Below are 22,902 nucleotides of genomic sequence, written 5' to 3' on the forward strand. Positions count from 1 at the left end.
ACTTCCATTGAGGGTCGTAGGAGACTACTACGTTGATAGGTCATAGGTATAAAGGTGGTGACATCATAGCCGAGTGATACTAATTGCCCGAAGCTTTCTTCAGATAGAAATAGGGTGAGTGGTTGATTAAGTTGATTGAGAGAGTGGTTGCAAAATCGCAAACAAAAACAACGAAATTGATCATTCACCTGAAACAAACAAAAACAACGAATGCTGTTGTTTTCTCTTAAATTCAATCACTTCTTTCAATAATATGTCATTGTTTGGTGGTTCATTAGTTCATCGGTGTCATTGGTTCATTAGTAACCAGATAACGAAAGAATAACGAGCAATAACAAACAAATAAAATATCGGTACAAAGGAGAAATTCAGCAGTATGCTCAGACCAATGAACAACTGAACGAATGAACCAATGAACCAAAAGAAATTCAGGTGCCTATATCGGCGGTGTCTACCTCTTCCCATTCCGAACAGAGAAGTCAAGCCCGCCAGAGCCGATGGTACTGCGGTAAAACGTGGGAGAGTAGGTCGGTGCCAACCTTTATCACCTTTAATGGTGCAACAAATCGCAAAAGCCTTAGTCAACAACTAAGGCTTTTTGCGTTGAACGCACTTTGCAAACCCTCTATTAGTTTCTCGCAAAGGCGCCAAGACGCAAAGCGAATATTTATATGGGACGGAGCCAACAAAAAAATATACGTTAACACACATACTTTTTATTGAGTTAATGAAAACCTGAACTCATTTTTTTATGTTTGCGCTTCCAAAAATCAGCCCGATGGAATTTGAAAAATTAGCAGCCCAAATTAGATTAGAAATAGCCAAACTGGATACCACGCCCGAGCTCGACAAGATCAACAAGGCTTTCGACGAGAAGATCCGCAAGGTGGAGGAAGCCCGCCGCGAAAAGCTGGCTACCGTGCCCGATAACGCCGTTGAAAGGAAGAAACTGATAGCCGCCCTCGAAGCCCTGGGCGAAAAATATGTTGAACCTGCCAAAAAGAAGAGCAAGGAATAAAAGTATTGGGTTAGGTAGAAGAATTTGAAGAAGGTCGGCCGGGTTTGGCGGGCCTTTTTTTGTTTTAACACTTGCCGGTACCTGCTGTTCAATTTTTGAAAGTGTAAACACTTTGTATTTTTCTATAAAATTGAACTCCTGATAATCAGCGCTTTATAAATTGGTAAATCAGCTTAAAATCCTGGTTTGAACAGATTGTGTTTGATAATCAGTTGTTTATGGAAATTGATTTTTAAACGCTGAACACTTCGTTTTTAAAAACTGAACACTGACAAAATGGTGCCACCATTGGGGGACTTTTTAGCAGGTAAATTTGAGTGCCTTTCATGATTGCCGGTTGGTTAGCGGCAAATAACGATGGATGTTTCCTGCTTTTCAGGCACGGGATGGGGCAATTTTTTTTTATGGACCATACTACAGAAAAACCGTTGGTTATTCAGATGATTCAAAATGATGTGAGGGAAACGGCGGATAAGCTTGCGCGCAAGGGGCAGGTGGCTTTTTCCGACCCGGATGCTGTGGTTGAGCTGTTTGATATTTACCCGGCCAATGAGTGGATGGCTATGGAAACTGAACACGAAACGCCTCAAATGCTGTTTGGCAACTTTTGGCTGGAGGGCGAACTGTGCATCCTGTTTGCTGATACCAATATGGGCAAAAGCCTGCTGGCTGTGCAGCTTGCCGACAGCATTACCCGCGGCGAACCCATTGCTCCCTTTACGCTTGGGGCCGAAGCCTCGCCGGTGTTGTATATTGATTTTGAACTTACCGGTAAGCAGTTTGAACAACGCTATACCGACGGCCAAAACCGGTACCATTTTGCCTCCGAATTTTACCGCGGCGAATACAACCAGTTTAACCGTGCAAGCTCGCACTATCAAAAGCTCGACAGGTATGTGATTGAGGCTTTAACGCGGGGCATTAAACGTACGGATGCCCGGGTGCTCATTATTGATAATATTACCTGCCTGCGCAACGGAACCGAGAGCGCCGGGGCTGCCCTGTTGCTGATGAAGGAACTGAAAAAGCTTAAAACCCGGCATGGGATAAGCATCCTGGTGCTGGCCCATACCCCTAAGCGTAACCCGCGGCTGCCGCTTAGCCGCAATGATTTGCAGGGGAGTAAAATGCTGATCAATTTCTGCGACAGCGCCTTTGCCATGGGCGAAAGCCATTCGATGCCCGGCCGGCGGTATTTAAAGCAGATTAAGCAACGCAGCACTGCCGAAACTTATGGCGCCGACAACGTATGCCTTGCTCAATTAGAACGGCATAACGGCTTTTTAAAGTTTGTTTTTACGGGGAATGATTGCGAGAAAAACCACCTGCGCGAAACCTCCAAACAAGAACGCGAACAGATGCGCCGGGAGGCCAAAAAATTAATCGACGAAGGTTTAAGCCAGCGGCAGGTGGCCGAGCGGCTTGGGATGAGTGCGGGGAATGTGAACAGGATGCTGAATAGGCTCCCGTAATCTTCCTCGGTAGGGGAGATTTGAAGCCTTTCCTTTGATGGAGGGACACGAGTACACCACGGTTTTGTCAATGCTTTATACTCCGCAATTCAAGGTTAGGTAGAAGAATTTTAAAAAGGTCTGTCCGTTTTGGCAGACCTTTTTTGGTTTATTTGTTTTAATGTTAAACAAATACTTAATTAGATTTTCGTGTCATCTTTAAATCTCTTGTACAGGGCAGCTCTACCAGAACTACCAGGCACAAAATTGTCTTTTGTAAAATCGCTGTCTTTTAGTCCAATCTTATCAAGAATAATCAAAAAATCAGGAACACTGGGAACTGCGCCAACATTGGTTTTAACAATATTAATGTAAACATCTTTTAGAAATATCATTAGAGCTGCAAAACCATTAGATCTATTCAGGATTAAATTGGCTTGAGGAGAGCCCCAAGCAGTGGGCCATTTTTTTTCTACAGCCTTGAAATAATTCCAAATAATCCGAGCTATTTCACCATCCTTTTCTTCAATGAAAAGATTTCTAAAAAGTAATTTCTTTAATTCCTCGTTATTTGCTTTTCTTGGTGAACCTCCAGCCTTATAGATATTACGATCCTTGACTTTATCAACTGTTATATAAGAGATTAAATTTTCAACAAAAGTAGCTTGACTAATAGTCTCTTTTTCCTTGTCATCTGCGGTGCCCAATATTTTAATTTTATCTTTAAATGGGCTGTCATTTTTCTCATTTAGAGCCTTGCAAATGTTGTGCGCTGTTTTTTGAGGGCTTCTAACTTTTGCAAACTCAAATAAATCATAAACCAAGGAATTATTCACTTTAGTTTGTGATTGATTAATAGTCGCAAATATTAGAGCTTGTTCTTCTAATTCAACATCTAAAAAGATTGTCAAATTCAGTTGAAATTTATTTCCTGGCTTTCCAAAACCTTCAAGTCCTTTTAACCTGTGTTGCCCATCTAATATTTTCGCAACATCTGTTTTATTTGTTATTCGCATGGTGTTGGTGTTGGCGTCATATGTCGTACTCTCGGAAGACATAGCGACAATAATACTTGTCGGAAATGTAGCATCTATTCCCTCTAAATATTTTTTTATTTTTCCGACTCGGCCGCCATCCAATGTACGTTGAATACCCATGTAGGTTTCGAGTTCACTTTCCTTTGAAGCCATGTGCCTAACATCTACAAGCGATATGCGCTCCAAATCGTCATAGTTCATCACCCCTACGTAAAATTTACCTATTGGTTGTGTTACCTCTAAGCATTTGATTTGTATATATTCTTTTTCCATAGCGTTAGCTTCCCAGTTGATTCATGATATTTTGTACCTCTTCTCCCGATTTTTTTACCACGTCAACTTTGGGTGGGCGCGCTTTAAAGTCTATTATTAAAGACCTGTAAGTAATTATTATTGATAAAAGTATTAACGAAAACGACATATAACGTACGAAGTGGACTGAGATGACAATACTATTTTGATCTTTTAGCAGCTCTCCAACTATATAAATCGCACAATACAATGTGGCAGCAATTATTATTAATACAAATGTTGACGGATACAGAATAGAATTATGCCATTTTTTAATATGTTCCTTATTGTCAGATAAGACAAATAAGGAACTGGACAATAACCCCGCACTGTATATGCAAAAATCTCCTCGATCAACAAATCCAATCCACTTGCTCGATTGGCTACAAGCAAATAAAATTATACTTCCCAAAATCAATGGTAACACGGCTCCCAAAATTGTCCAAAATGATGCATTAAAAGCCTTAGTTATATATTGTTTTTTCTTATAAGAATTAAAATCTTCCATTAATAAAATTGATTTATCCTTTGTCCTTTATTCTGCGATTTATGTTTAACGGTGTCCTATGATTAAGATAAAAGAGATTAAGTCGAGCTGCTTTTTATCAACCAATCATGAATTTCCTCAATAAATGATAGTTCCTCGCTCGTGACATAATAGGTGTGAGAGTTTTCATTTCTTATTCTGTTCAATTCAACTACCCATTTTGTTTTTGCCTCTTTTCCTCCACTTATTTTTTCTTCTCCTGGTTTGGTGAAAGTGCCTTCAAATAACTTTTGCCAATTTTTTAAAATGATTTCCCTGTAGTCTATTAGATGTAACTGATCCCAAGGTTCTTTTTCTTCGTCTTCATTGTCAATTTCCCTGTTTTTCTTCGCCGCTAAAGCAATTGCGTCTGAATATATTTTCTCTGGGACCCCTTTTTTGAACCAAGCTTTACCAAACTCATCTTCTAATTTTTGTCTGACAACAACCTTGAGATATTCATTTTCTATTTCTCTTATGTATAGAAACGCTGTTTCATTGTTTTCTTTTTCTTCTTTTTTTAGATAGTCATCAAGTCCTATAAAAAATATTTCAGGGTAGTCTTTTCTTACAGCTAATTGCAATGTCCTCCAATATTTGGCATCGCCAGGCATACCATACGCAGATTTTAACTCATTAATTTGGGATTCATTGAGCTCTCTATAAAATTTAATAACAGAGTCAAGATATGGTTTGATTTCGTCAAAGATGTCTTTCATTGATGAACTTTGATCAATCATTTCATGTTTAATCAAATGATTCACACAGTCATTCAAAATCATCACTATTCCATAGATACCCTTATTTATTACAATAATATTTCCTTCTTGATTCCACAAGTCGCTGAGCTCATCTTTAAGATAACCAAAACTTTTGATCAAAAAATCGGAGATATTTTGAAAAGCCTTATTTAGATGACCTGTATAAAATGTTCCCACTTTTTCGATCTCTTTAGCCTTAACTTTACCTAAGAAATCACTTTTTGATAGTGCTATACCTATCTGTTGGGTAGATATTGATTTTTTATCTTCACCAATTGAAATTTTATCATAAAGAGGAGAGCGCCGATCTTCTCCTAATTTTATAGCTATGCGCGACTTAAGAGCCTTTATTTGATCGATGTAGCTTTCAGAATCCCACAATAAATCCGCATCTAAAGTATTACGTAGATCTTTGGAGACAGGCTTTTGATTCTCATTTATCTGCATGAACAATTTGACCTGATCAGACCTGTCCAAATTCACTAATGCAACTACAGGAATAGTATTAGTATTTCGATATTTGGAATTAGCATATCCATATAGCCGATGTTGACCATCAATGATATATGCTGATCTATATTTTTTAGGAAGATGAAGTATTCCTATTCTTGAAATTGAATCCGGAACTTGGTTGGAGGCGCGTTCAAACACCAGAGAACCTTTAGTTGATACGATATTAATAATTACCGAGTTGGGAAAATACCCAGCCTCTTCTTCTATAAATTTATGAATCTCTTTTAATCTTGCTTTTTTAATAAGCCGTTGGTAGGTCGGCATCATATTTTCATGTGCCTTGTTACGGTGTAGTACATAGCCTATCTTTAGTAGTTTTTCCGGTTCAATAGAAAATGAATAATAGGTGTGGCCACCCATTTTTCCCTCTATGGCAGGGATTTTGTTTTCTAAATCCGGGATATCCTGACCGGCAAACAATGAACCTAATAACTGATAGCGAGCAGCTAAACCAAGTTGAGATTGTAAAGAATCGTAATAATCAATGACTTCCTCGGAAAAATGAATTCCATCAATTTTATTTAAAGCAGCTTCGTCTTCCTGTGAAATACCTATATTCCGGGTAGCTAAGATATATTTGAATTTTGGCTTAGCGCCAGGGTATAGAGCAAGAATAGTAGCTATTAATCCGGCTTTCTTATATTTAATTTGCTCAAGATGTTCATCAAAACTGCTTACACTGTTTTTGATGGACGATTGACAGTCAATTATGAGTACTGTTTCGTCATCCTTAGCAAAGATATCTATGTTGTGTACTGCTGAAAGATCTTTTTTATCACAAGATAAATTGAAGCTTTCTTTATTTAGGAATTTGAATCCTAATCGTGCAAATAATGACCATACCTTATCTTTAAATAGAGTATCATTGGGTTTAGGCTTTGATAGCTTAGTTTTCGACTTTAAGATTACATCTACCTCCCATCCTTCTTTTAGTTTATCCTCTATGATGGCTGCACCGTTATTAAAACTTTCTTTATACGAATCAAGCTTTTTTAATCGTAGTAATTGTGAAATTTCATCACCTGTTATCAGGTTTTCAAAAAATTTTGCTCGTAACTCTTCAGTCATAATGCTATGTTTGTAAAAACGAATTCGCTTATTTGTCCTCTTTTTGCTTTCAACCCACCTATACCGTTTGATCGGTTGAGAATTAATTTGGTGTCGCCTTTTTCAAAAATTTCATCGATGGTTGTATGAGCAGCGTTTGTTAAGATGTAATAGGCGCCTCTTTCCTTTACCTTTTCGATCATTTCGCTTAAACGTATCTGATCATTAAGAGAAAATATTTTCTCATTATATTTAACGAAGCCGTTGTTATTGTGAGAAACAGTATAAGGTGGATCTAAAAAAACCAGGTCGTTAACATCTATATTGTCAAGAATTTCATTGAAATCACTTTGAAATAATGTACAATGCTCTAATGCTTTACTCGCACTTCGCAAAGTGTCTATGTCAAGAAAATCTTTTTGTCTAAAGCCGTAAGGAACATTATATTTTCCTTTTAAATTAACACGATATATTCCGTTAAAAGAGGTTTGATTCAAATAAATAAATTGAGCTGCTCTTTGTATTGGATTTTCAAATTTGGCTTCTCGAATTTGATAATAGAAATCTTCCTCATTCTTAAAGAAAGCCATCTCTTTTATGATATCCTCAACATTTTCCTTAACGGATTGATAGGTTTCGATTAGGTTGCCATTTAGATCTGATAGATATGAATGACCTTTAGGAGCTAAATAAAAATATGTAGCTCCGCCACCTAAAAATGCTTCGTGATAATTCCTGAAGGAAATATGTTTGAGGTTAATTAGATGTTTAATAAGCCATGTTTTACCGCCTGCCCAACGTAAAAATGGCCGTGCGATACGGGTGTCATTTAGGTTTAATTCTTTCATTTAGATTAGGTTAAATGAAAGTAAAAAAATAAATGGATTTATTAGTTATTAATATGATTTAAATAAAAAATAATTAAAATATAAAGTTGAATTAATATACCTGATGATATTTGGTATGTTTAATGCCTTGCCACCGCGAGCAAATTCAATACTTAGCAAAAAACACAAGGCACAGCTTTGCGATACCAAAGAGTTTGCATTCCTGGCTATAATTATCCAGCCCTGAGCCCCGGCCGCGTTAGGGATTGCAGCGGAAAACCCACAGCCCGCACAGGCCTTCGCGCGGGGGCCGGGGCGAGGATTTGCAGCGTAAAGCCCGGGCCGCAGGCAACGCCATTATTTTGATTTCGGAATTGGGATTTTCGATTTCGGAATTAAGGATTTTCGTAATGTTGATTTGATGGGGTAATATTAAAAACGGCTGTCATGCTGAGGTACGAAGCATCTTCTTCGCTCTGTAAAGCGGTCGTGCATGGTGAAGAAGATTCTTTGCTATCGCTCAGGATGACAAACCTTTTTAATTTGTCATGCTGAGGTACGAAGCATCTTCTTCGCTCTGTAAAGCGGTCATGCCTGGTGAAGAAGATCCTTCGCTATCGCTCAGGATGACAAACCTTTTTAATTTGTCATGCTGAGGTACGAAGCATCTTCTTCGTTCTGTATAGCGGTCATGCATGGTGAAGAAGATCCTTCGCTATCGCTCAGGATGACAAACCTTTTTAATTTGTCATGCTGAGGTACGAAACATCTTCTTCGCTCTGTAAAGCGGTCGGGCATGGTGAAGAAGATCCTTCGCTATCGCTCAGGATGACAAACCTTTTTAATTTGTCATGCTGAGGTACGAAGCATCTTCTTCGCTCTGTATAGCGGTCATGCATGGTGAAGAAGATCCTTCGCTATCGCTCGGGATGACAAACCTTTTTAAATTGTCATGCTGAGGCACGAAGCATCTTCTTCGCTCTGTATAGCGGTCATGCCTGGTGAAGAAGATCCTTCGCTATCGCTCGGGATGACAAGCGTTTTTAATTTGTCATGCTGAGGTACGAAGCATCTTCTTCGCTCTGTAAAGCGGTCGTGCATGGTGAAGAAGATGCTTCGCTATCGCTCAGGATGACAAACCTTTTTAATTTGTCATGCTGAGGTACCAAGCATCTTCTTCGCTCTGTATAGCGGTCATGCATGGTGAAGAAGATCCTTCGACAGGCTCAGGATGACAGGCCACTGCAACTGCTACTGCCACTGCAACTAAAAAACAACTGCCAACCAAAAACTGCCCACTGCAAACCTACTGCAATGTCACCACCTTATACAAAATCCAGCCATCGGTTTCGTAGGCGCGTTTGTAGTTTACACCGCTGTTGAGGCGGCGGATTTCGGGGATGTATTTATCGTTGAGCTGGGTGTAGCCGGTAAAGGGGTTTTTGGGGGTGGCTATCAGGATATAGTCGTCGTACTTATAGGGGGTTTCAATGGCCGAAAGAAAGGTGTCGAGCTGGTAGGGCAGGGTTAGCTTTTTAACATCGTTGGTAAATGCCACAATGGGGTATGATACGGCATCGTCCATGAGGATATGCGTACCCTCGGGCAGGCCGTTGATGTAGGCTGCTATTTCCTTGCTTTCGCTTTGGTCGGTATTAGGATTGAGGCGGTTAAAGGTGGTGATGAAGCGGCGCTCGTCGGTAATTAGCGAGTTGGTTAAAAAGGTGTAGCCGGTGTACAGCTGCAAGATGATCACGAGGGCGAGGCCCACTTTAACGGCCAGTTTATTTTTAATGGTATGTACTTTAAATACAATGCACAGCAGGGCCACAAATAAAAATATGAGGTAGTACTGGTAGGTGAGGAAAAGCTTATCGTACTTGATGTGCAAAAACTCTACAAAGGCAAACAGGGTGATAACGGTTAGTACCTGGTAGGTGCTTTCGCGCAGCAGGTACATGCCAAACAGTATGAGCGGACAAAAATAAATTACCCGTAATGATACCAGGATGCTGAGTTCGGGCAGCTGGTAGTTTACGGCGGTTACGGCGGTATCGTAATTTAACTTGTCGACCAGTACGTTCCAGGTGGCCAGCGGGCTTTCCATAAAGTAGTTATAATCGCTGGCGTGGGTTTGGTTAAGCAGCTTATAGCATATGAGCGATACCACGGGCAGGATAAACAGGATGATGTAAATGGCAAAGGTTTTATTAATAAGCTTACGCCTTAACGACGGACTGTTAAAGCTCATGAACAGCCTGAAAATGGATTCCTTTTCGCCCAGATTAAGACTGGCCAGCGTTATGGACAGCACCAGCGGAATAAAGAACAGCGTGAGCCAGATAAAGCGGTAATCGCAAAAAATAAGGGTTACCAAACACATGCTGGCTACCGATACGTGAAACGTGGTGTTTGAGCGGTAAAACTTAAGCAGGTTAAGGAAAAACAGGTATAAAAATATAACTACCAGGTAAATGGCTTTGCCCGAGCAGGCCATGTAAATGATGCCGGGATGCAGCGCAAACAGCAGGGCTACCATGATGAGATAAAAATCGTCCTTAACGCGGATTAAAAACGAGCGCGAAATAAGGTAAAAGAAACCTGCCGTACCCAGGGCCGATGCTATTACCGGGGCAAGGTGACTGTCAATAAACGAAAATATAAAGGTGGAATAAAAGGGCAGCAGCGGGGCGGTTAAGCCCATTACCTTAAGGCGGTTGCCGAGGCCCTCGAACACGATCTTTGTTTTTTCGATATAAAACAGGCTCTCCTGGTTGTAGTAGCCCAGCTTATTAAGGTAGATGCCTATAAAGAGGTACCAGCCGGCCAGCACCAACGTAAATATAAACAGGTATGTACTTTTGGCAATTTTCATTTAACAACGTTTGTGGGGTTATTAACCTTGCTTAAACCGTGGTTGGTTTTTTCCCAGTAAAACGGATTAGTGATAAGCTGATACAAACCCATGTAGGCCGCAACAGAGTGCAGGAGCCAGTAAATGGGATTGGCTATGGCAAACAAAATGAGCTCGAAATAGCGGCGTTTAAATACGGCCATCATGTTGATATAGATCATGAGGATATTGCCCACCATAAGGTTAAATATCGACATGAACAGCACCCAATCAGGAAACAGGTTGCGGATAGTTGAAAAATCAAATATGAGGTAACATACAAAGATGAGCAGCAGCACCGGGTAAATGAGGAAGGTAGCCGAGGTTGCGCCGATAAAAAAGTTGAAGCCCAGGAAACCACGGAAGCCGATCCTCTTAATCAGAGCTACGGGGTTGCGCATGTGCACCAGGTAGGTTTGCATGTATCCCTTGATCCAGCGCGAGCGCTGGCGGATCCAGTTCCAGTAGTTGTTGTTGGCTTCTTCGTAGGTGGTGGAGTTTACAATGGCTACTTTATAGCCTTTGGCATAGGCGCGTACGCCAAGGTCGGCATCTTCGGTTACGTTAAAGGGGTCCCAGGCGCCAAGCTCAACCAGCACGTCCATTTTAAAGTGGTTGCTGGTGCCGCCAAGCGGGATGGGGATATCAAGCGTATCCAAACCGGGCAGCATATAATCAAACCAGTACGAGTACTCGAGGGTAAACATACGGGTAAGGAAGTTTTCGTTACGGTTAAAGTAGTTGAGCGCGCTTTGAATGCAGATATAGTTTTGGGGCAGCTTTTTAAACAGGGCCACCACTTTTTTAAGCTGATCGGTATCGGGGATATCCTCGGCATCGTAAATGGTAAGGTACTGCCCCCTTGCAAAATGCAAACCGTAGTTACAGGCCTTTGGCTTGGTTTTAGGCATGTGGAAAGGCACCACAATAACTTCAAACACCGAAGGGAAATCAAGGTTTTTTACCGCGTTCAGGGTTTTATCGTCATCCTCTTCAATAAGCAGTTTGATGTCCAGCTGCTCGCGCGGATAATCGATACTTTGCAGGTTCCAGATGAGTTTTTTGATGAGCTTATCTTCCTTGTAAACGGGCAGCAGTATGGTGTAAATGGGCAGCTCATCGTTTACAATGTTTTTTAAATCGTTTTTGGTAACTGCCTGGTGCAGCTCAAAGCGCGAACCTACCAGGGCCAAAAATAGCTTAAACATAATGGCGATCAGGAAAAACGAGCTGATGATCAGGTTAATGGCAATGGATACGGTTTTAAAATTAAGGAACAAACCGATGGCTGTAAGGCCCCATAAAATAAAGATAAAAGCAAGCTGCGGCGGGGTGAAGGTTGTTGATGCCGAGCTTTTAGGATCGCGCTTCAGGAGATCGAAAACGGATGCCTTAACATATTTTTGCCCGATGAGCTTATGGCTTAACCAGGTAATTTCAAGGTCGGATGCTACGATAACTTCGGGTTCCAGATCGTAAGTAAACCTTACAAAATCGAGGAAGAGATCGTTGCCGGGATCGGCCATGATGGTAACCACCTTATTGTTTTCGATCCGGAGGGGAAGGCCCAGCTGGTCGTTGGCAAATTTAAGGTCAACCTGGTCGAGGATCTTTTGGTCGAAGGTTTCATTGCGGATCCCGGCAAACTGGTAACCTGCATTGCCTAATGAGCGTTCATAGTTTTTGCGGGAAACATAGCCGAAGTTAAGGGCTATTTTAAGGTATGACATACCCGATCTTTCCGAAAAAGCATGGATCTTTTCCTGGTCGGCCGGCGAAATGAATCCGTGGGCAACCAAAATATCAGGAATAGAAATACTCAGTGTATCCATATAAGGTGTTTATAAAAGCTAAAAGCCGAATGCTTAAGGCTTAAAGCTAATAGTATGATTATCATTGCTATCTATCAGTCTTGTGTGAATGTATCGACAGACTCTATAAATAACTTTATCAAACCGGCTGTTGTTGCAGGCCCGGTTTGATAATTGTGCGCAATGTGCAGCGATATCAATCGTTAAACAGATCCTGCGATTTTTGAACTTTTGAACGCACATACAGGAACGAAAGCAGGATCAGGATCAGGATGCCCAACAAAATGTACAGGTTATAGCTATCCCAGAAACGGGTAAGGCCGCTTTTGGTATCAATGTACTCCAGGTTTTCGCTCGATTTGTTGATGTTGAACAGGTATTTGTTGGAGTTAACATCAGAGATACAAACATTGCTCGACAGGGTTGAAAGCTGCTCGGTAATGGATTTGGATACCGAGAGGAAAGCTTCGGCAACGTGCGTACCGGTGGCGGTAAGTACCAAAGTTGCATTGTTGCTTACGCCGTAAAAGATCTGCGCCAGGCCGTTTGATACCGTATCCGAAAGCTGGTAAACCGGTTTGTTATTATCGGTATTATACAGCCTGAAATTGCGGTTAAACTTAATTGGCGCGTCCCTGAACTCATCAAGCAGCTTATCATCCTTTGAAAGCAGGGCAACGATGTTATATCTTTTCAGGTCGTTAACATTAACATCTTTCGAATAAACAAACTCGGGGAAGTTGTTAGCGTTGATGTTATTGTTAAGCTCGTAAATGATCTCGCCCATGGCGGCGGCGGCATATTTGGCATATTGCTCGCTTACCACAATTTTGGTTGTGCCGTTGTTAAAGGCCTCCGGGTACTGGTAAAAGCTCAGGTCGCTGGTAATGAAAGGGTTTTTTGATTCGAGGTATGATTTATCAACGTCAACCTCGGCAAAAAAGTTGGTGAAGCTGTTGCGGCAGTTACCGTTGGTAGGGTAAAACCTGAATTCGGCCTCAAGCGTGTTGTATTTATGGTGCTGGTAGCGGTTAATGGTGATGCTGCTGTTCAGCTTACCCGATGCATCCAGCTTTTCACTGCTAATAAGCAAACCGTTAAGGTATATGTTGAAGAAACCACGGTCGCCGGGGGCAAGGCCGCTGTAGTTGGCAACAAAACGGATCTCCACCTCTTTAGGGGTGAAGCTGAAATCGCTGTTTTTAAAGCTGTAAGCACTTTTTAACGAGCCAATACCTGAAAGGAAATCGCTTACGCCGCCAATTTGTTTCAGCGATAGCTTTGAACGGTTTTCGTCGATGGTTTTAAAGAAGGTGTTCTCGGCCTGGGCAATCAGCAGGTAATCGCCATAGGTTGAGTTGAGGATATTCATGTTACCCAGGGCGGTAATAGCCCTTTCGTAACCTACATCATCGCCGCCGGTAACAAACAATACTTCTTTAGGGGCCTGCTCCTGCGTTACGGTTTTAACAGGCACCAGCTGGCCTTTTACATCAACCATGCGTACAATGGTATCGGTTATCAGGCTTACTGATTTATGCAGGTAAAATAAGCCCTGCCCGTTTTGCGGGGTAACTTTTACAAGCGCACGCTGATCGGCAGGTAATTTATCTACAGCACCTACCCTGATGTAGTTGCGAACGCTATCCGGCAGTTTGCTTTCTTCATAAACTGCAATTTCACGTGTTTGGGTTTTTTTTAACCTCGAATAAGCCCAGGCCACGGCCTTAAGGTCATGCAGCGTTGGGTTTGTTGGATAAACGATAGCTTTTTTTGAATCGAAGCAGTTGCTGATATTTACGTTATCAAAGAAGTTTTTATTGCTTTTAACCAGCGAAAGGTAGGAGTAGTTTTTGATCTTTAACCACATAGCCGGGTTATCCAGGTCTTTACACTGATCGTCGGTGATGGTGAGCAGGGTTTTGATCTGTACCTTCAGGAACTTGTCGGGGCTCAGATCGGCACGGGTTAGGTTAAGGGTGATCTTCTGGATAGAATCGGGGCCTAAACGGCTGCTGTAAGCAGGTTTATTATTAATAACCAGGTTAATGTATGAATGCGATTTTATCAATGCCTGCGAGGGTTCAAAAAATAAAACCAGTTTACTGCCATTCATTTCAACCAAAGGTGTGATCTTGAAGTAAAATGAAATAGCGCCGCTCATGCCGTATACCACGTCATCTTCATGGCCATAGGCTTTAAAGGATGCAATGCTGTTGCCCTGAGCCTGCGAAGCCGTGTTGAATAATAGGATAAAGGCTAATAAGGTAAAAAACTTATTCATTGATTATAAATATTAATTTATTACGTAAAATTCTACTCTGAAATAATTGCCGCTGTCGTCGCTGCGGTAGCTGAGCTCGCCGCCCATTTCCTTGGTCATAAGCTTAGCAATTGATAAGCCCAAACCTAAACGGCTTTCGGTAACGCCCGATGTATCGTTAAGGGTTTTAAGCTTGTTAAACATCATTTCCAGTTCCTGCTGACCGATGGCTATACCTTCGTCAATGATCTCGAAAACAAATTTCTGGCGCTGTAAGCTGGTTATTACTTTAATACTGTTATTGGTTTGCGAAAATTTGATAGCGTTTGACAGCAGGTTTTGAAACACCTGGCCTGCAAATACCCTGTCGAGCTTAACATTAAGGGGCAGTTTCAGGATATTGTCGATCAGGTGGATATTTTTCATCAGGGCTGTTTCATACAGGCCTCTGTAAACATGCATTACCTCAACGTTAATATCAAAGATCTCCATGTTAAACTTCATCTCCGGCGATTCGATCTCCTTAACATCCATCAGCTTATTAAGCATGTACTGCATCTTATCGGCCGATTCGGAGATATAGCCTACAAACTCCTTCTGATCGGTACTGAGCCTGAAATCCTCCTCCTTAATCATGTTATTACTCATTACTATAGAGCCAATGAGGTTTTTAAGATCGTGCCCGGCTATGTTGATAAAGCTGTTCTTCTGGCTGTCAAGCTTGCGGAGCTGCTCATATTGCATATCGATGAGGTTATTTTTTTCGGCGATATCCTTGTTTTGCTGTTTAAGCTGCTCGTTTGATTTTTCGATCATGATCTGCGAGCGTACTTCACGCTGGATCACTTTGTAACGGGCGCCGGGTATTAAACAGGAGATGCCCGCAATGATAAAGAAGATTTGCCCGCCATTGCTTAAAACCAGGTCGAGGTTGTATTCGCTTAACAGGTTAAAGAATATGGCAAGCAGCAGCAGTGCCATCAGGGTTTGTATGATGGAGTTTAGCGGCTCCCAAAAAACCTGCAGGTTAAAAAACAGCAGGGTGGTAGCAAACAGCATAAAGTAAATGGTAAGGAATTGTATGCTTACCAGGTTACATAATATAGCTGCAGTTACCGAAAGCATAAAAAAGCTGATGTGCAGCAATATGCGGTAACTGAATTGTTTATGCTGGAAATAGCTGAACAGCCCGTATATAATAAGGATGGTAATGATACGGATGATGAAAAACTGCAGCCAGAAATTTGTTGCGTAAATAAAATCAACAATGCTAAAAAGGGGGTACAGGAATATAATTGTCCAGATTATATTATTGGTTTGATACCACGCTTTTTTTGCGGTCTCTTTAATTAATTCTTCGTTAGTAATTTGAACAAACATTATTCGTTATCTTGAATTGTAATTAAAAATTAAGGCTGCTGTTTAAATTAATCCCGTTAAAATATTGGTTAACAAAAATATTCGTTATACGATAATTCAAACAGGTTTGTTGTTGCTGTTGCTAACAGTGACAACCTCTGTTGCAAAAAGCCGTCCAATTCTGCAGCAAGACCGGGCAATTGCTTTTAACCGTGCCAAAAGTTTAAACAATGGCATCAGCATTTCATGGCTTGAGCAAACCTGGAACGAAAGTTCGCTGGCTCAAAACGCTATTAAAAAATCCGATTTTCTGTTGCTCAAAAAACTGGGCTTTAAAAGTATCAGGCTACCGGTGGCTTTTACTTCCTTTAGCCACACAACAATTACGCAACTTTTTACCTGTGTAGATAAAGTTGTTGAGCAATGCGATACTTACGGATTTAGGTTGGTGATAGATTATCATTACGGCCGGTTAAGCGATAATAATTACCTTACAGAAACACCCCGGATAATTGATTTGTGGCTAAAATTAACTAAAAGGTATAGAAGCGCAGATTATAATAACCTGTTTTTTGAGATCTATAATGAGCCGCCCCATATTAACCCCAAAGTGTGGAAGGATGCCGCATATAATATTGTTACCGCTATCCGTAAAATAGATAAGCAGCGTACGCTCATAATAGGTGCATCAAACTATAACAGTATCTACGAGTTAAGCAGGTTTGAAAGGCTCGCCGATGAAAATATTATTTACACCTTTCACTTCTACGAACCTTTCTTTTTTACCCACCAGGGAGCAAGCTGGGTGGGCGACCAGGTGGCCACTACCGGGGTATCATTTCCATACAATGCGGAAAATTTTCCTGCACTTAATCCAAAAGCAAAAAATACCCCCGGCCAAAGCAACTACCAGATGTACCCGCGCGATGGCAACGAGCAGTCGATAAATGATAAGCTGCAGATTGTAAAAAACTGGGCCCTGAAGTATGATGTTCCCCTTATTTGCGGCGAGTATGGCGTGTATAATAAGTACGCCGATTTGGATAGCCGCTGCCGTTACATTAAGGCTGTACGCAAGGCTTTAAAAAGGCTTGATATTCCTGGCATGCTTTGGGCTTATAACGATAGTTTTTCGCTGTTTAACGGCGGGCCGGCCATGGGAAATTTGCCCTCGTGTATGATGGACGCAATTAGCGGCACACAGTGAAAATTTAAACATTAATGTTACAAATTTAGTTACCTTTGCTCACTAATATACAGTTATGAGATTTTTTGAAGAAAAGCGCAAAGAAGTAATGGTGCACATCGAAAAGTTCATGTTAGAAAAAATACATGAATACCTGAAACCGATAGATACCATTTGGCAGCCGTCGGATTTTTTACCCGATTCTTCAAGAGACTCGTTCTTTACTGAAATTAAGGAATTGCAGGAAAGCGCCGCAGGCCTTTCATACGATCTGATCGCTGTTTTAATTGGCGATACCATTACCGAGGAGGCTTTGCCTACTTACGAATCATGGCTTACCATGGTTGAAGGGGTATCTGACAATGAAGAAGGCGGCTGGATGAAATGGACCCGTCACTGGACTGGCGAAGAAAACCGTCATGGCGACCTGCTTAACAAATACCTGTACCTGTCTGGTCGCGTAGATATGCGCATGATGGAGATCTCAACCCAATACCTCATTTCTGATGGTTTTGATATCGGTACCGGTCATGATCCTTACCGTAACTTTATATACACTTCTTTCCAGGAGCTGGCAACCAATGTATCGCACCGTCGTGTAGCCTCACAGGCTAAAAAATACGGCGACCCGCTGCTTTCAAAAATGTGCGGTGTTATCGCATCTGACGAAGCGCGCCACGCTAAAGCTTACAAATACTTTATCGAAAAAATATTTGAGGTTGATCCAAGCGAAGCTATGATAGCTTTTGAGGATATGATGCGTAAAAAGATAGTGATGCCTGCCCATTTCCTGCGTGAGGTTGGTTTAAAGGTTGGTCAAACTTTTGGCCACTTTACCGATGCTGCCCAGCGTTTAGGTATTTACACCGCTATCGACTATGTTGATATCCTGAAAGAACTTATTACCGACTGGCATATCGAAAGCGTGCCCGACCTTAACGAAGCCGGCGAAAAGGCCCGTGATTATATCATGAACCTGCCAAACCGCCTGCTACGTGTAGCCGAGCGCATGAAAAACCCAATGCTGGAGTACAAGTTTACCTGGATAAACGGTTAGTTTTAGCTAAAAGCGGAAAGCCGAAGGCTTAAAGCTTTACTTTGCAATGGGATTTTAGTTAGCGCTTCTTTTTCATAGCTTTCTGCTTTAGGTCTTATGCTTTTAGCTTTTTTGTAGCTTTTAGCCTTCGGCTTTAAGCTCCTTTCAGCTATCCTTTTCTATTTTATATCCCGGTTTTTTGTACCCTTCGGCAACATAGTTTTCCGGAATCTGGATATGGCTTCCATCGCGCACGGCTGTAAAATGCGGCGACATGATCTCCATGCCTGCTTCGTTAAACTTATCCTGTATGTTTTGGTACAGTGCCGAATAGATCACGGCCATTTTGCCGGGTTTATCGGTATAAGCATTTATCTGGTAACTCACGTTAAAATCATTCAAGGCAGTTTGTAACACAAATGGTTTGGGATTGTCAAGGATCCCCTCTGTTGCTTCGGCGGCGCTAATGAGCAGGTTATGGATAGTTTGCCAGGGTGCATCATAGCCAATGGTAACACTGGTATTTAATATCAACCCCAAAGTTTTTGATGATGAGGTGTAGTTTACAGTAGCGCCGCTTAAAATGGTGGCATTGGGCACGGTTACATCTTCGTTTTTAATAGTGCGCACACGGGTAACCAGCAGGTTTTTTTCTATTACATCGCCCATAATTTCACCAACTTTTATCCGGTCACCAATTTTGAACGGGCGCATATAGGTAAGCACAATGCCCGACACCATATTGGATATGGCTGATGATGACCCCAGCGAAAAAAGTACACCGATAAAAACAGTTACCCCCTGGAACACTTTGGATTGCGATCCCGGCAGGTAGGGGAATATCACCACAAACATAAAAGCGTACATCAACACACGGATAATATTATAAGTAGGGATAGCCCATTCGGGATAAAAACCTTTTAAAGTGATGGCCCCGTTGGCGATCTCGGTAGCTATAAATTTTACCAGTTTTACAATATACCGGGTAACCAAATAAATAACTGTTATGGTAAGCAGGTTGGGTATAAAGTGAACAATAGCCAGCAGGATGCTTTTCAATGGATCAACCACGAAACCGATAAGCTGGGTAGCAATGGGCTGCGAAGAAGGGAAAATATAAAACAACAGTGGTAAAGCCAGGTAAACCAGCAACAGGATAATAAGCAACCGGCCGATATTAATCAGTCCGCTGATAAAAGGAAGCAGTCGCGAGGCGTAAGCTACAGGAGCGCCTTTAGCTGCCAGCTTTTCAACGCGGCGTTCCCATCCCTGTATAATTTTTAATTTTATCCACCTGAAGCCTTTGTTAACAACCCAGATGAGTATAATAAGTAAAACGATAACTGCTACAGCTTCAAGCACGTTAGTGGTTAGCTGTTTGGGGCTGTTGCTTTCAAAAACATTGCCCAGTTTGTTTTTCAATATAGAGAGGTAACTTGCTGCCAGCTGCGGCCGGTTCAGTTCGGAATAGGAGGCATCGGTATTATTAACACCCATGATCATTTGGCCGTTGTAGGCTATTACCGATATGGAGGTATCGTTTTTAAGCGTTAACGAATCCGGGTTAAAATCTATCCGGCTCATCAGGGCCTCAATGCGTTTGGTAACCACTTCGGCCCGCTCCTTTGGGTTAAACAATCCCTGCGGGGCATAAAATTTAAACAAAGTATCCCGGTTAATAATTACCGGTTCGCCATTTTTATCTGAGATTTTTTGCGCCTGTGTGGTAAATGCAGCAAACAGAAAAAGGATGAGCAGGTTATAAATTTTAGGCATAGGGATGTTTTTCTGTTAAAGCTAAAAAATATTTGGCGGAAATAATATTTTGCTTTGGGGCTATCGTTCTGCTTCCATCCACCATGTCATTGCGAGCGATAGCGTGGCAATCTCGTAGCTATGCCCAGCCACTTTGCAAATTGTACATGCATGGCTACGAGATTGCCACGTCGCCCCTTGTGCTCTTTGCCCGCGCTGCTCCTCGCAATGACATGGATTTTAGTGGTTGGTTTTGAAAGCCCCTTCCTTTATGTCATTGCGAGCGATAGCGCGGCAATCTCGTAGCTATGCTCAGCGGCTTTGCAAATCGTAAATGCATGGCTACGAGATTGCCACGTCGCCCCCAGTGCTTTTACCCGTGCTGCTCCTCGCAATGACATGGATTTTAGAGGTTGGGTTTGATAGCCCCTTCCTTTGTGTCATTTGTGTCATTGCGAGCGGTAGCGCGGCAATCTCGTAGCTATGCTCAGCGGTTTTGCAAATCGTAAATGCATGGCTACGAGATTGCCACGTCGCCCCGGATGCTCTTTGCCTGTGCTGCTCCTCGCAATGACATGGATTTTAGAGGTTGGGTTTGATAGCCCCTTCCTTTGTGTCATTGCGAGCGGTAGCGCGGCAATCTCGTAGCTCTGCTCAGCGGCTTTGCATGTCTCACGGGTATAGCGACGAGATTGCCGCGTCGCCCGGATACTTTTTGCCTGCGCTGCTCCTCGCAATGACATGGATTTTAATGGTGTGTAGTATATAATTTAAACATTAATTGCAAAGCCTTAAGCAATCTTTTAGATTCGTGTAATAACCAGCATCGATGAAAATACACCAATACTTTGTCTATATATTGACAAATAAATCCAATACGACATTATATGTAGGTGTATCGAGTGATTTACATAACAGGATATTAGAGCACAAAGAAAAGGTATACAAAGGTTATACGGCAAAGTACCTTTGTGATAAGCTGGTTTACTTTGAAGAGTTCCAATGGATTGACGATGCAATCGCCAGGGAAAAGCAATTAAAGGCAGGGTCAAGACAGAAGAAGATTGATTTAATAGTGACAGCGAATCCATCGTGGGGAGATTTAAGCGCTGACTGGTATGGGTGATCTGCATTGGCTACGAGATTGCTACGCTCACAATGACATATTTTAAAAAACACTATCATAAACATCACCATATGAACTACAAATTATTAGGCCGGTCGGGCCTTAAAGTATCTGAACTATGCCTGGGTGCAATGGGCTTTGGTACCGAAGGTGGCTGGGGTGCCGAAAAGGATGCCAGCTTTGCCATTATGGATGCTTTTGCCAATGCCGGCGGCAACTTCATTGATACAGCCAACGTGTACAAACTGGGCACCAGCGAAAAGATCATCGGCGAGTACCTGGGCAATCATGACCGTGATTATTTTGTGCTGGCTACCAAGTACACGTTAAAAGATAATACTACCAACCCCAATGCATCGGGTAATAACCGCAAAAACATGATGCGAAGTGTGGAGGAAAGCCTTAAACGCCTCAAAACCGATTTTATTGATGTGTTGTACCTGCACATCTGGGACAACATTACCCCCATTGATGAGGTGCTGCGCGGCTTGGACGACCTGATAAAACAAGGCAAGGTAACCTATGCCGCCATCAGTGATACACCTGCCTGGGTAGTATCAAAAGGAAATACCCTTGCCGAACTGATGGGATGGAGCCAGTTCATTGCTTTACAGGTGGAGTACAGCCTGCTGGCCCGCACAGCCGAGCGCGAACTGATCCCGATGGCAAAACATTACGGCATGACGGTTACTCCTTGGGCCCCGCTGGCTGGTGGTGCACTAACCGGTAAATACCTGCGCGGTGAGCAGGGACGTGTAAAAGCTGAAAGCAACCGCCGTAACAACAGGGCCCAAACTATTATCGAAGCAGTTGTTGACATAGCAACGGAATTAGGCGTATCCGAAAGTCATGTTGCCCTGCAATGGATGATGGACAGGGATTTTAGCTGCATCCCCATTGTAGGCGCTACCAAAATTGATCAGCTAAACGATAATCTTAAAGCAATCGATACAAAATTAACTCCCGAACATTTTAAAAAGCTGAACGAGGTGAGTGCAATTGAATTAGGTTTTCCTGGTGATTTTTTCAATGAGGATGCCGTGAAAATGAACAGCTTTGGCGGGTTTTATGATAAGGTTGAAAAAAGGTAGCCTTCATTTTATTTATATATTTTTTGATGTAAATTTAGGCGGGAACAACAAGAAAGATCCCGCCTAAACTTTATGAAAAAGATCATAATCCTATTGTTTTTTGTATTCGCTTCTTGTGCCGTGGTACGCGGTCAGGAACTCATATCGGATGAGCAATTTCAAAAATTAATAGGATTTTTAAACGAGGAAAACTGGCAGGAATCCGCCAAATTATCCGAAGTACTTTTACTGAAAATTCCAGCCAACCAACAGGATGATGATGCCCCGGCTATAGTGAGGTATATGTATATTACTTCTGAAGCTGGTTTAATGTATATGGGCAAAGTGACCAAGGCCGAGGCATTAAAAAATGTTACCGGTTTTACCGGTCATACCATTTTTTTGCCATCGCGTACAGTTTCATTAAAATTTGGACTCAATTATATTGTAAGCTCTGATAACAAAACCGACACCCTGTCAATATCCGGAACGAATAGAAGAGGTACGGATCTGTTCACTTTTGAAAGCATAGTGCCCGCCAAACCCATTACAATGGATGAGCTTAAAGGCTATGCGGGTAAACTATTTAGGATAGGCGGGCGATTAAAATCAATAACGGTTGCTGGGAGTATGCTCCCTCATTTTATAATGGTTATAGATAACGCCATTTTAGAACCGGGTGACAAGCAATAAAAACCGGTATAAATTGTTTTTGGGCGCATCAGCGTGGTGTATACCATGAGCTAAGCTTCATTTTTCTTAACGATCATGCGTATTCCAAAAAACACCCCAAAGCAACATCCCACAAGGTTTAATAATAAAGCAACTCCATTAATAAAACTGTCACTTGCAAGCGCAAGAAATAAGAATCCCCAAATGGTAGAGACTATAATTAAAATAATGCCAAATATTCTTTTCATTAAAGTTACTCC

17 protein-coding genes and 2 rRNA genes are annotated in these 22,902 nt (G+C 41.9%); 9 read left to right on the forward strand and 10 right to left on the reverse strand.

The window, feature by feature from the left end:
• From ACFFGT_RS20025 to ACFFGT_RS20040, 4 genes are all read left to right on the forward strand, one after another.
• A 23S ribosomal RNA gene (locus tag ACFFGT_RS20025) occupies positions 1-103 on the forward strand; the annotation flags it as partial.
• A gap of 325 nt (positions 104-428) precedes the next feature.
• Positions 429-540: ribosomal RNA gene (gene rrf / locus ACFFGT_RS20030) — 5S ribosomal RNA — on the forward strand.
• A gap of 238 nt (positions 541-778) precedes the next feature.
• Entirely contained in the window at positions 779-1,018 is a 240-nt protein-coding gene (locus tag ACFFGT_RS20035) for a hypothetical protein (RefSeq protein WP_377024289.1), read from the forward strand.
• 404 nt (positions 1,019-1,422) lie between these two features.
• Positions 1,423-2,490 (forward strand): AAA family ATPase, encoded by a 1,068-nt coding sequence (locus ACFFGT_RS20040; protein ID WP_377024290.1) that lies wholly within the window; start codon positions 1,423-1,425, stop codon positions 2,488-2,490.
• A 179-nt stretch (positions 2,491-2,669) separates the two neighbouring features.
• Here the strand turns inward: ACFFGT_RS20040 and ACFFGT_RS20045 are convergent, their stop codons facing one another.
• The 8 genes from ACFFGT_RS20045 to ACFFGT_RS20080 form a co-directional block, all read right to left on the reverse strand.
• Positions 2,670-3,779, reverse strand: a complete 1,110-nt coding sequence (locus ACFFGT_RS20045; protein ID WP_377024291.1) for a DGQHR domain-containing protein — start codon at positions 3,777-3,779, stop codon at positions 2,670-2,672.
• Positions 3,780-3,783: 4 nt separating this feature from the next.
• Complete coding sequence (locus tag ACFFGT_RS20050) at positions 3,784-4,305, reverse strand: hypothetical protein (protein WP_377024292.1); 522 nt, start codon at positions 4,303-4,305, stop codon at positions 3,784-3,786.
• A 77-nt stretch (positions 4,306-4,382) separates the two neighbouring features.
• Entirely contained in the window at positions 4,383-6,665 is a 2,283-nt protein-coding gene (locus ACFFGT_RS20055; RefSeq protein WP_377024293.1) for a DGQHR domain-containing protein, read from the reverse strand.
• A complete protein-coding gene (locus tag ACFFGT_RS20060) occupies positions 6,662-7,492 on the reverse strand; it encodes a DNA adenine methylase (RefSeq protein WP_377024294.1) in 831 nt (276 codons plus the stop codon). The genes ACFFGT_RS20055 and ACFFGT_RS20060 overlap by 4 nt, the downstream gene beginning before the upstream one ends.
• Positions 7,493-8,777: 1,285 nt before the next feature.
• Positions 8,778-10,346 (reverse strand): hypothetical protein, encoded by a 1,569-nt coding sequence (locus ACFFGT_RS20065; protein WP_377024295.1) that lies wholly within the window; start codon positions 10,344-10,346, stop codon positions 8,778-8,780.
• Positions 10,343-12,196, reverse strand: a complete 1,854-nt coding sequence (locus ACFFGT_RS20070) for a glycosyltransferase (RefSeq protein ID WP_377024296.1) — start codon at positions 12,194-12,196, stop codon at positions 10,343-10,345. Before ACFFGT_RS20070 ends, ACFFGT_RS20065 begins: the two co-directional genes overlap by 4 nt.
• 175 nt (positions 12,197-12,371) lie before the next feature.
• Positions 12,372-14,459, reverse strand: a complete 2,088-nt coding sequence (locus ACFFGT_RS20075) for a cellulose biosynthesis cyclic di-GMP-binding regulatory protein BcsB (protein WP_377024297.1) — start codon at positions 14,457-14,459, stop codon at positions 12,372-12,374.
• A gap of 12 nt (positions 14,460-14,471) precedes the next feature.
• Positions 14,472-15,818, reverse strand: coding sequence for a sensor histidine kinase (locus tag ACFFGT_RS20080; RefSeq protein ID WP_377024298.1), 1,347 nt, complete (start codon positions 15,816-15,818; stop codon positions 14,472-14,474).
• A gap of 127 nt (positions 15,819-15,945) precedes the next feature.
• On the opposite strand from ACFFGT_RS20080, the gene ACFFGT_RS20085 reads away from it, so the two are divergent.
• Both ACFFGT_RS20085 and ACFFGT_RS20090 read left to right on the forward strand, forming a co-directional pair.
• A complete protein-coding gene (locus ACFFGT_RS20085; RefSeq protein WP_377024299.1) occupies positions 15,946-17,004 on the forward strand; it encodes a glycoside hydrolase family 5 protein in 1,059 nt (352 codons plus the stop codon).
• Positions 17,005-17,059: 55 nt separating this feature from the next.
• Entirely contained in the window at positions 17,060-18,040 is a 981-nt protein-coding gene (locus ACFFGT_RS20090) for an acyl-ACP desaturase (protein ID WP_377024300.1), read from the forward strand.
• Positions 18,041-18,184: 144 nt separating this feature from the next.
• Here ACFFGT_RS20090 and ACFFGT_RS20095 read toward each other — a convergent pair whose 3' ends face one another.
• Entirely contained in the window at positions 18,185-19,795 is a 1,611-nt protein-coding gene (locus ACFFGT_RS20095; RefSeq protein ID WP_377024301.1) for a mechanosensitive ion channel family protein, read from the reverse strand.
• Between the two features lie 808 nt (positions 19,796-20,603).
• On the opposite strand from ACFFGT_RS20095, the gene ACFFGT_RS20100 reads away from it, so the two are divergent.
• From ACFFGT_RS20100 to ACFFGT_RS20110, 3 genes are all read left to right on the forward strand, one after another.
• Positions 20,604-20,900: a GIY-YIG nuclease family protein gene (locus tag ACFFGT_RS20100; protein WP_377024302.1), complete on the forward strand. Its 297-nt coding sequence runs from the start codon at positions 20,604-20,606 to the stop codon at positions 20,898-20,900.
• A gap of 71 nt (positions 20,901-20,971) precedes the next feature.
• Entirely contained in the window at positions 20,972-21,991 is a 1,020-nt protein-coding gene (locus ACFFGT_RS20105) for an aldo/keto reductase (RefSeq protein WP_377024303.1), read from the forward strand.
• 72 nt (positions 21,992-22,063) lie between these two features.
• A complete protein-coding gene (locus ACFFGT_RS20110; protein WP_377024304.1) occupies positions 22,064-22,663 on the forward strand; it encodes a hypothetical protein in 600 nt (199 codons plus the stop codon).
• A gap of 50 nt (positions 22,664-22,713) precedes the next feature.
• Here the strand turns inward: ACFFGT_RS20110 and ACFFGT_RS20115 are convergent, their stop codons facing one another.
• Positions 22,714-22,890 (reverse strand): hypothetical protein, encoded by a 177-nt coding sequence (locus ACFFGT_RS20115; RefSeq protein WP_377024305.1) that lies wholly within the window; start codon positions 22,888-22,890, stop codon positions 22,714-22,716.
• Positions 22,891-22,902 lie beyond the last annotated feature (12 nt).

This window comes from Mucilaginibacter angelicae (assembly GCF_042434235.1).
Lineage (GTDB): Bacteria > Bacteroidota > Bacteroidia > Sphingobacteriales > Sphingobacteriaceae > Mucilaginibacter > Mucilaginibacter angelicae.

Excerpts from the sequence above, each read along its gene's own strand:
- ACFFGT_RS20035 (WP_377024289.1), top strand. The coding sequence starts at position 779 with ATGGAATTTGAAAAATTAGCAGCCCAAATTAGATTAGAAATAGCCAAA.
- ACFFGT_RS20040 (WP_377024290.1), top strand. The coding sequence starts at position 1,423 with ATGGACCATACTACAGAAAAACCGTTGGTTATTCAGATGATTCAAAAT.
- ACFFGT_RS20045 (WP_377024291.1), bottom strand. The coding sequence starts at position 3,779 with ATGGAAAAAGAATATATACAAATCAAATGCTTAGAGGTAACACAACCA.
- ACFFGT_RS20050 (WP_377024292.1), bottom strand. The coding sequence starts at position 4,305 with ATGGAAGATTTTAATTCTTATAAGAAAAAACAATATATAACTAAGGCT.
- ACFFGT_RS20055 (WP_377024293.1), bottom strand. The coding sequence starts at position 6,665 with ATGACTGAAGAGTTACGAGCAAAATTTTTTGAAAACCTGATAACAGGT.
- ACFFGT_RS20060 (WP_377024294.1), bottom strand. The coding sequence starts at position 7,492 with ATGAAAGAATTAAACCTAAATGACACCCGTATCGCACGGCCATTTTTA.
- ACFFGT_RS20065 (WP_377024295.1), bottom strand. The coding sequence starts at position 10,346 with ATGAAAATTGCCAAAAGTACATACCTGTTTATATTTACGTTGGTGCTG.
- ACFFGT_RS20070 (WP_377024296.1), bottom strand. The coding sequence starts at position 12,196 with ATGGATACACTGAGTATTTCTATTCCTGATATTTTGGTTGCCCACGGA.
- ACFFGT_RS20075 (WP_377024297.1), bottom strand. The coding sequence starts at position 14,459 with ATGAATAAGTTTTTTACCTTATTAGCCTTTATCCTATTATTCAACACG.
- ACFFGT_RS20080 (WP_377024298.1), bottom strand. The coding sequence starts at position 15,818 with ATGTTTGTTCAAATTACTAACGAAGAATTAATTAAAGAGACCGCAAAA.
- ACFFGT_RS20090 (WP_377024300.1), top strand. The coding sequence starts at position 17,060 with ATGAGATTTTTTGAAGAAAAGCGCAAAGAAGTAATGGTGCACATCGAA.
- ACFFGT_RS20095 (WP_377024301.1), bottom strand. The coding sequence starts at position 19,795 with ATGCCTAAAATTTATAACCTGCTCATCCTTTTTCTGTTTGCTGCATTT.
- ACFFGT_RS20100 (WP_377024302.1), top strand. The coding sequence starts at position 20,604 with ATGAAAATACACCAATACTTTGTCTATATATTGACAAATAAATCCAAT.
- ACFFGT_RS20105 (WP_377024303.1), top strand. The coding sequence starts at position 20,972 with ATGAACTACAAATTATTAGGCCGGTCGGGCCTTAAAGTATCTGAACTA.
- ACFFGT_RS20110 (WP_377024304.1), top strand. The coding sequence starts at position 22,064 with ATGAAAAAGATCATAATCCTATTGTTTTTTGTATTCGCTTCTTGTGCC.
- ACFFGT_RS20115 (WP_377024305.1), bottom strand. The coding sequence starts at position 22,890 with ATGAAAAGAATATTTGGCATTATTTTAATTATAGTCTCTACCATTTGG.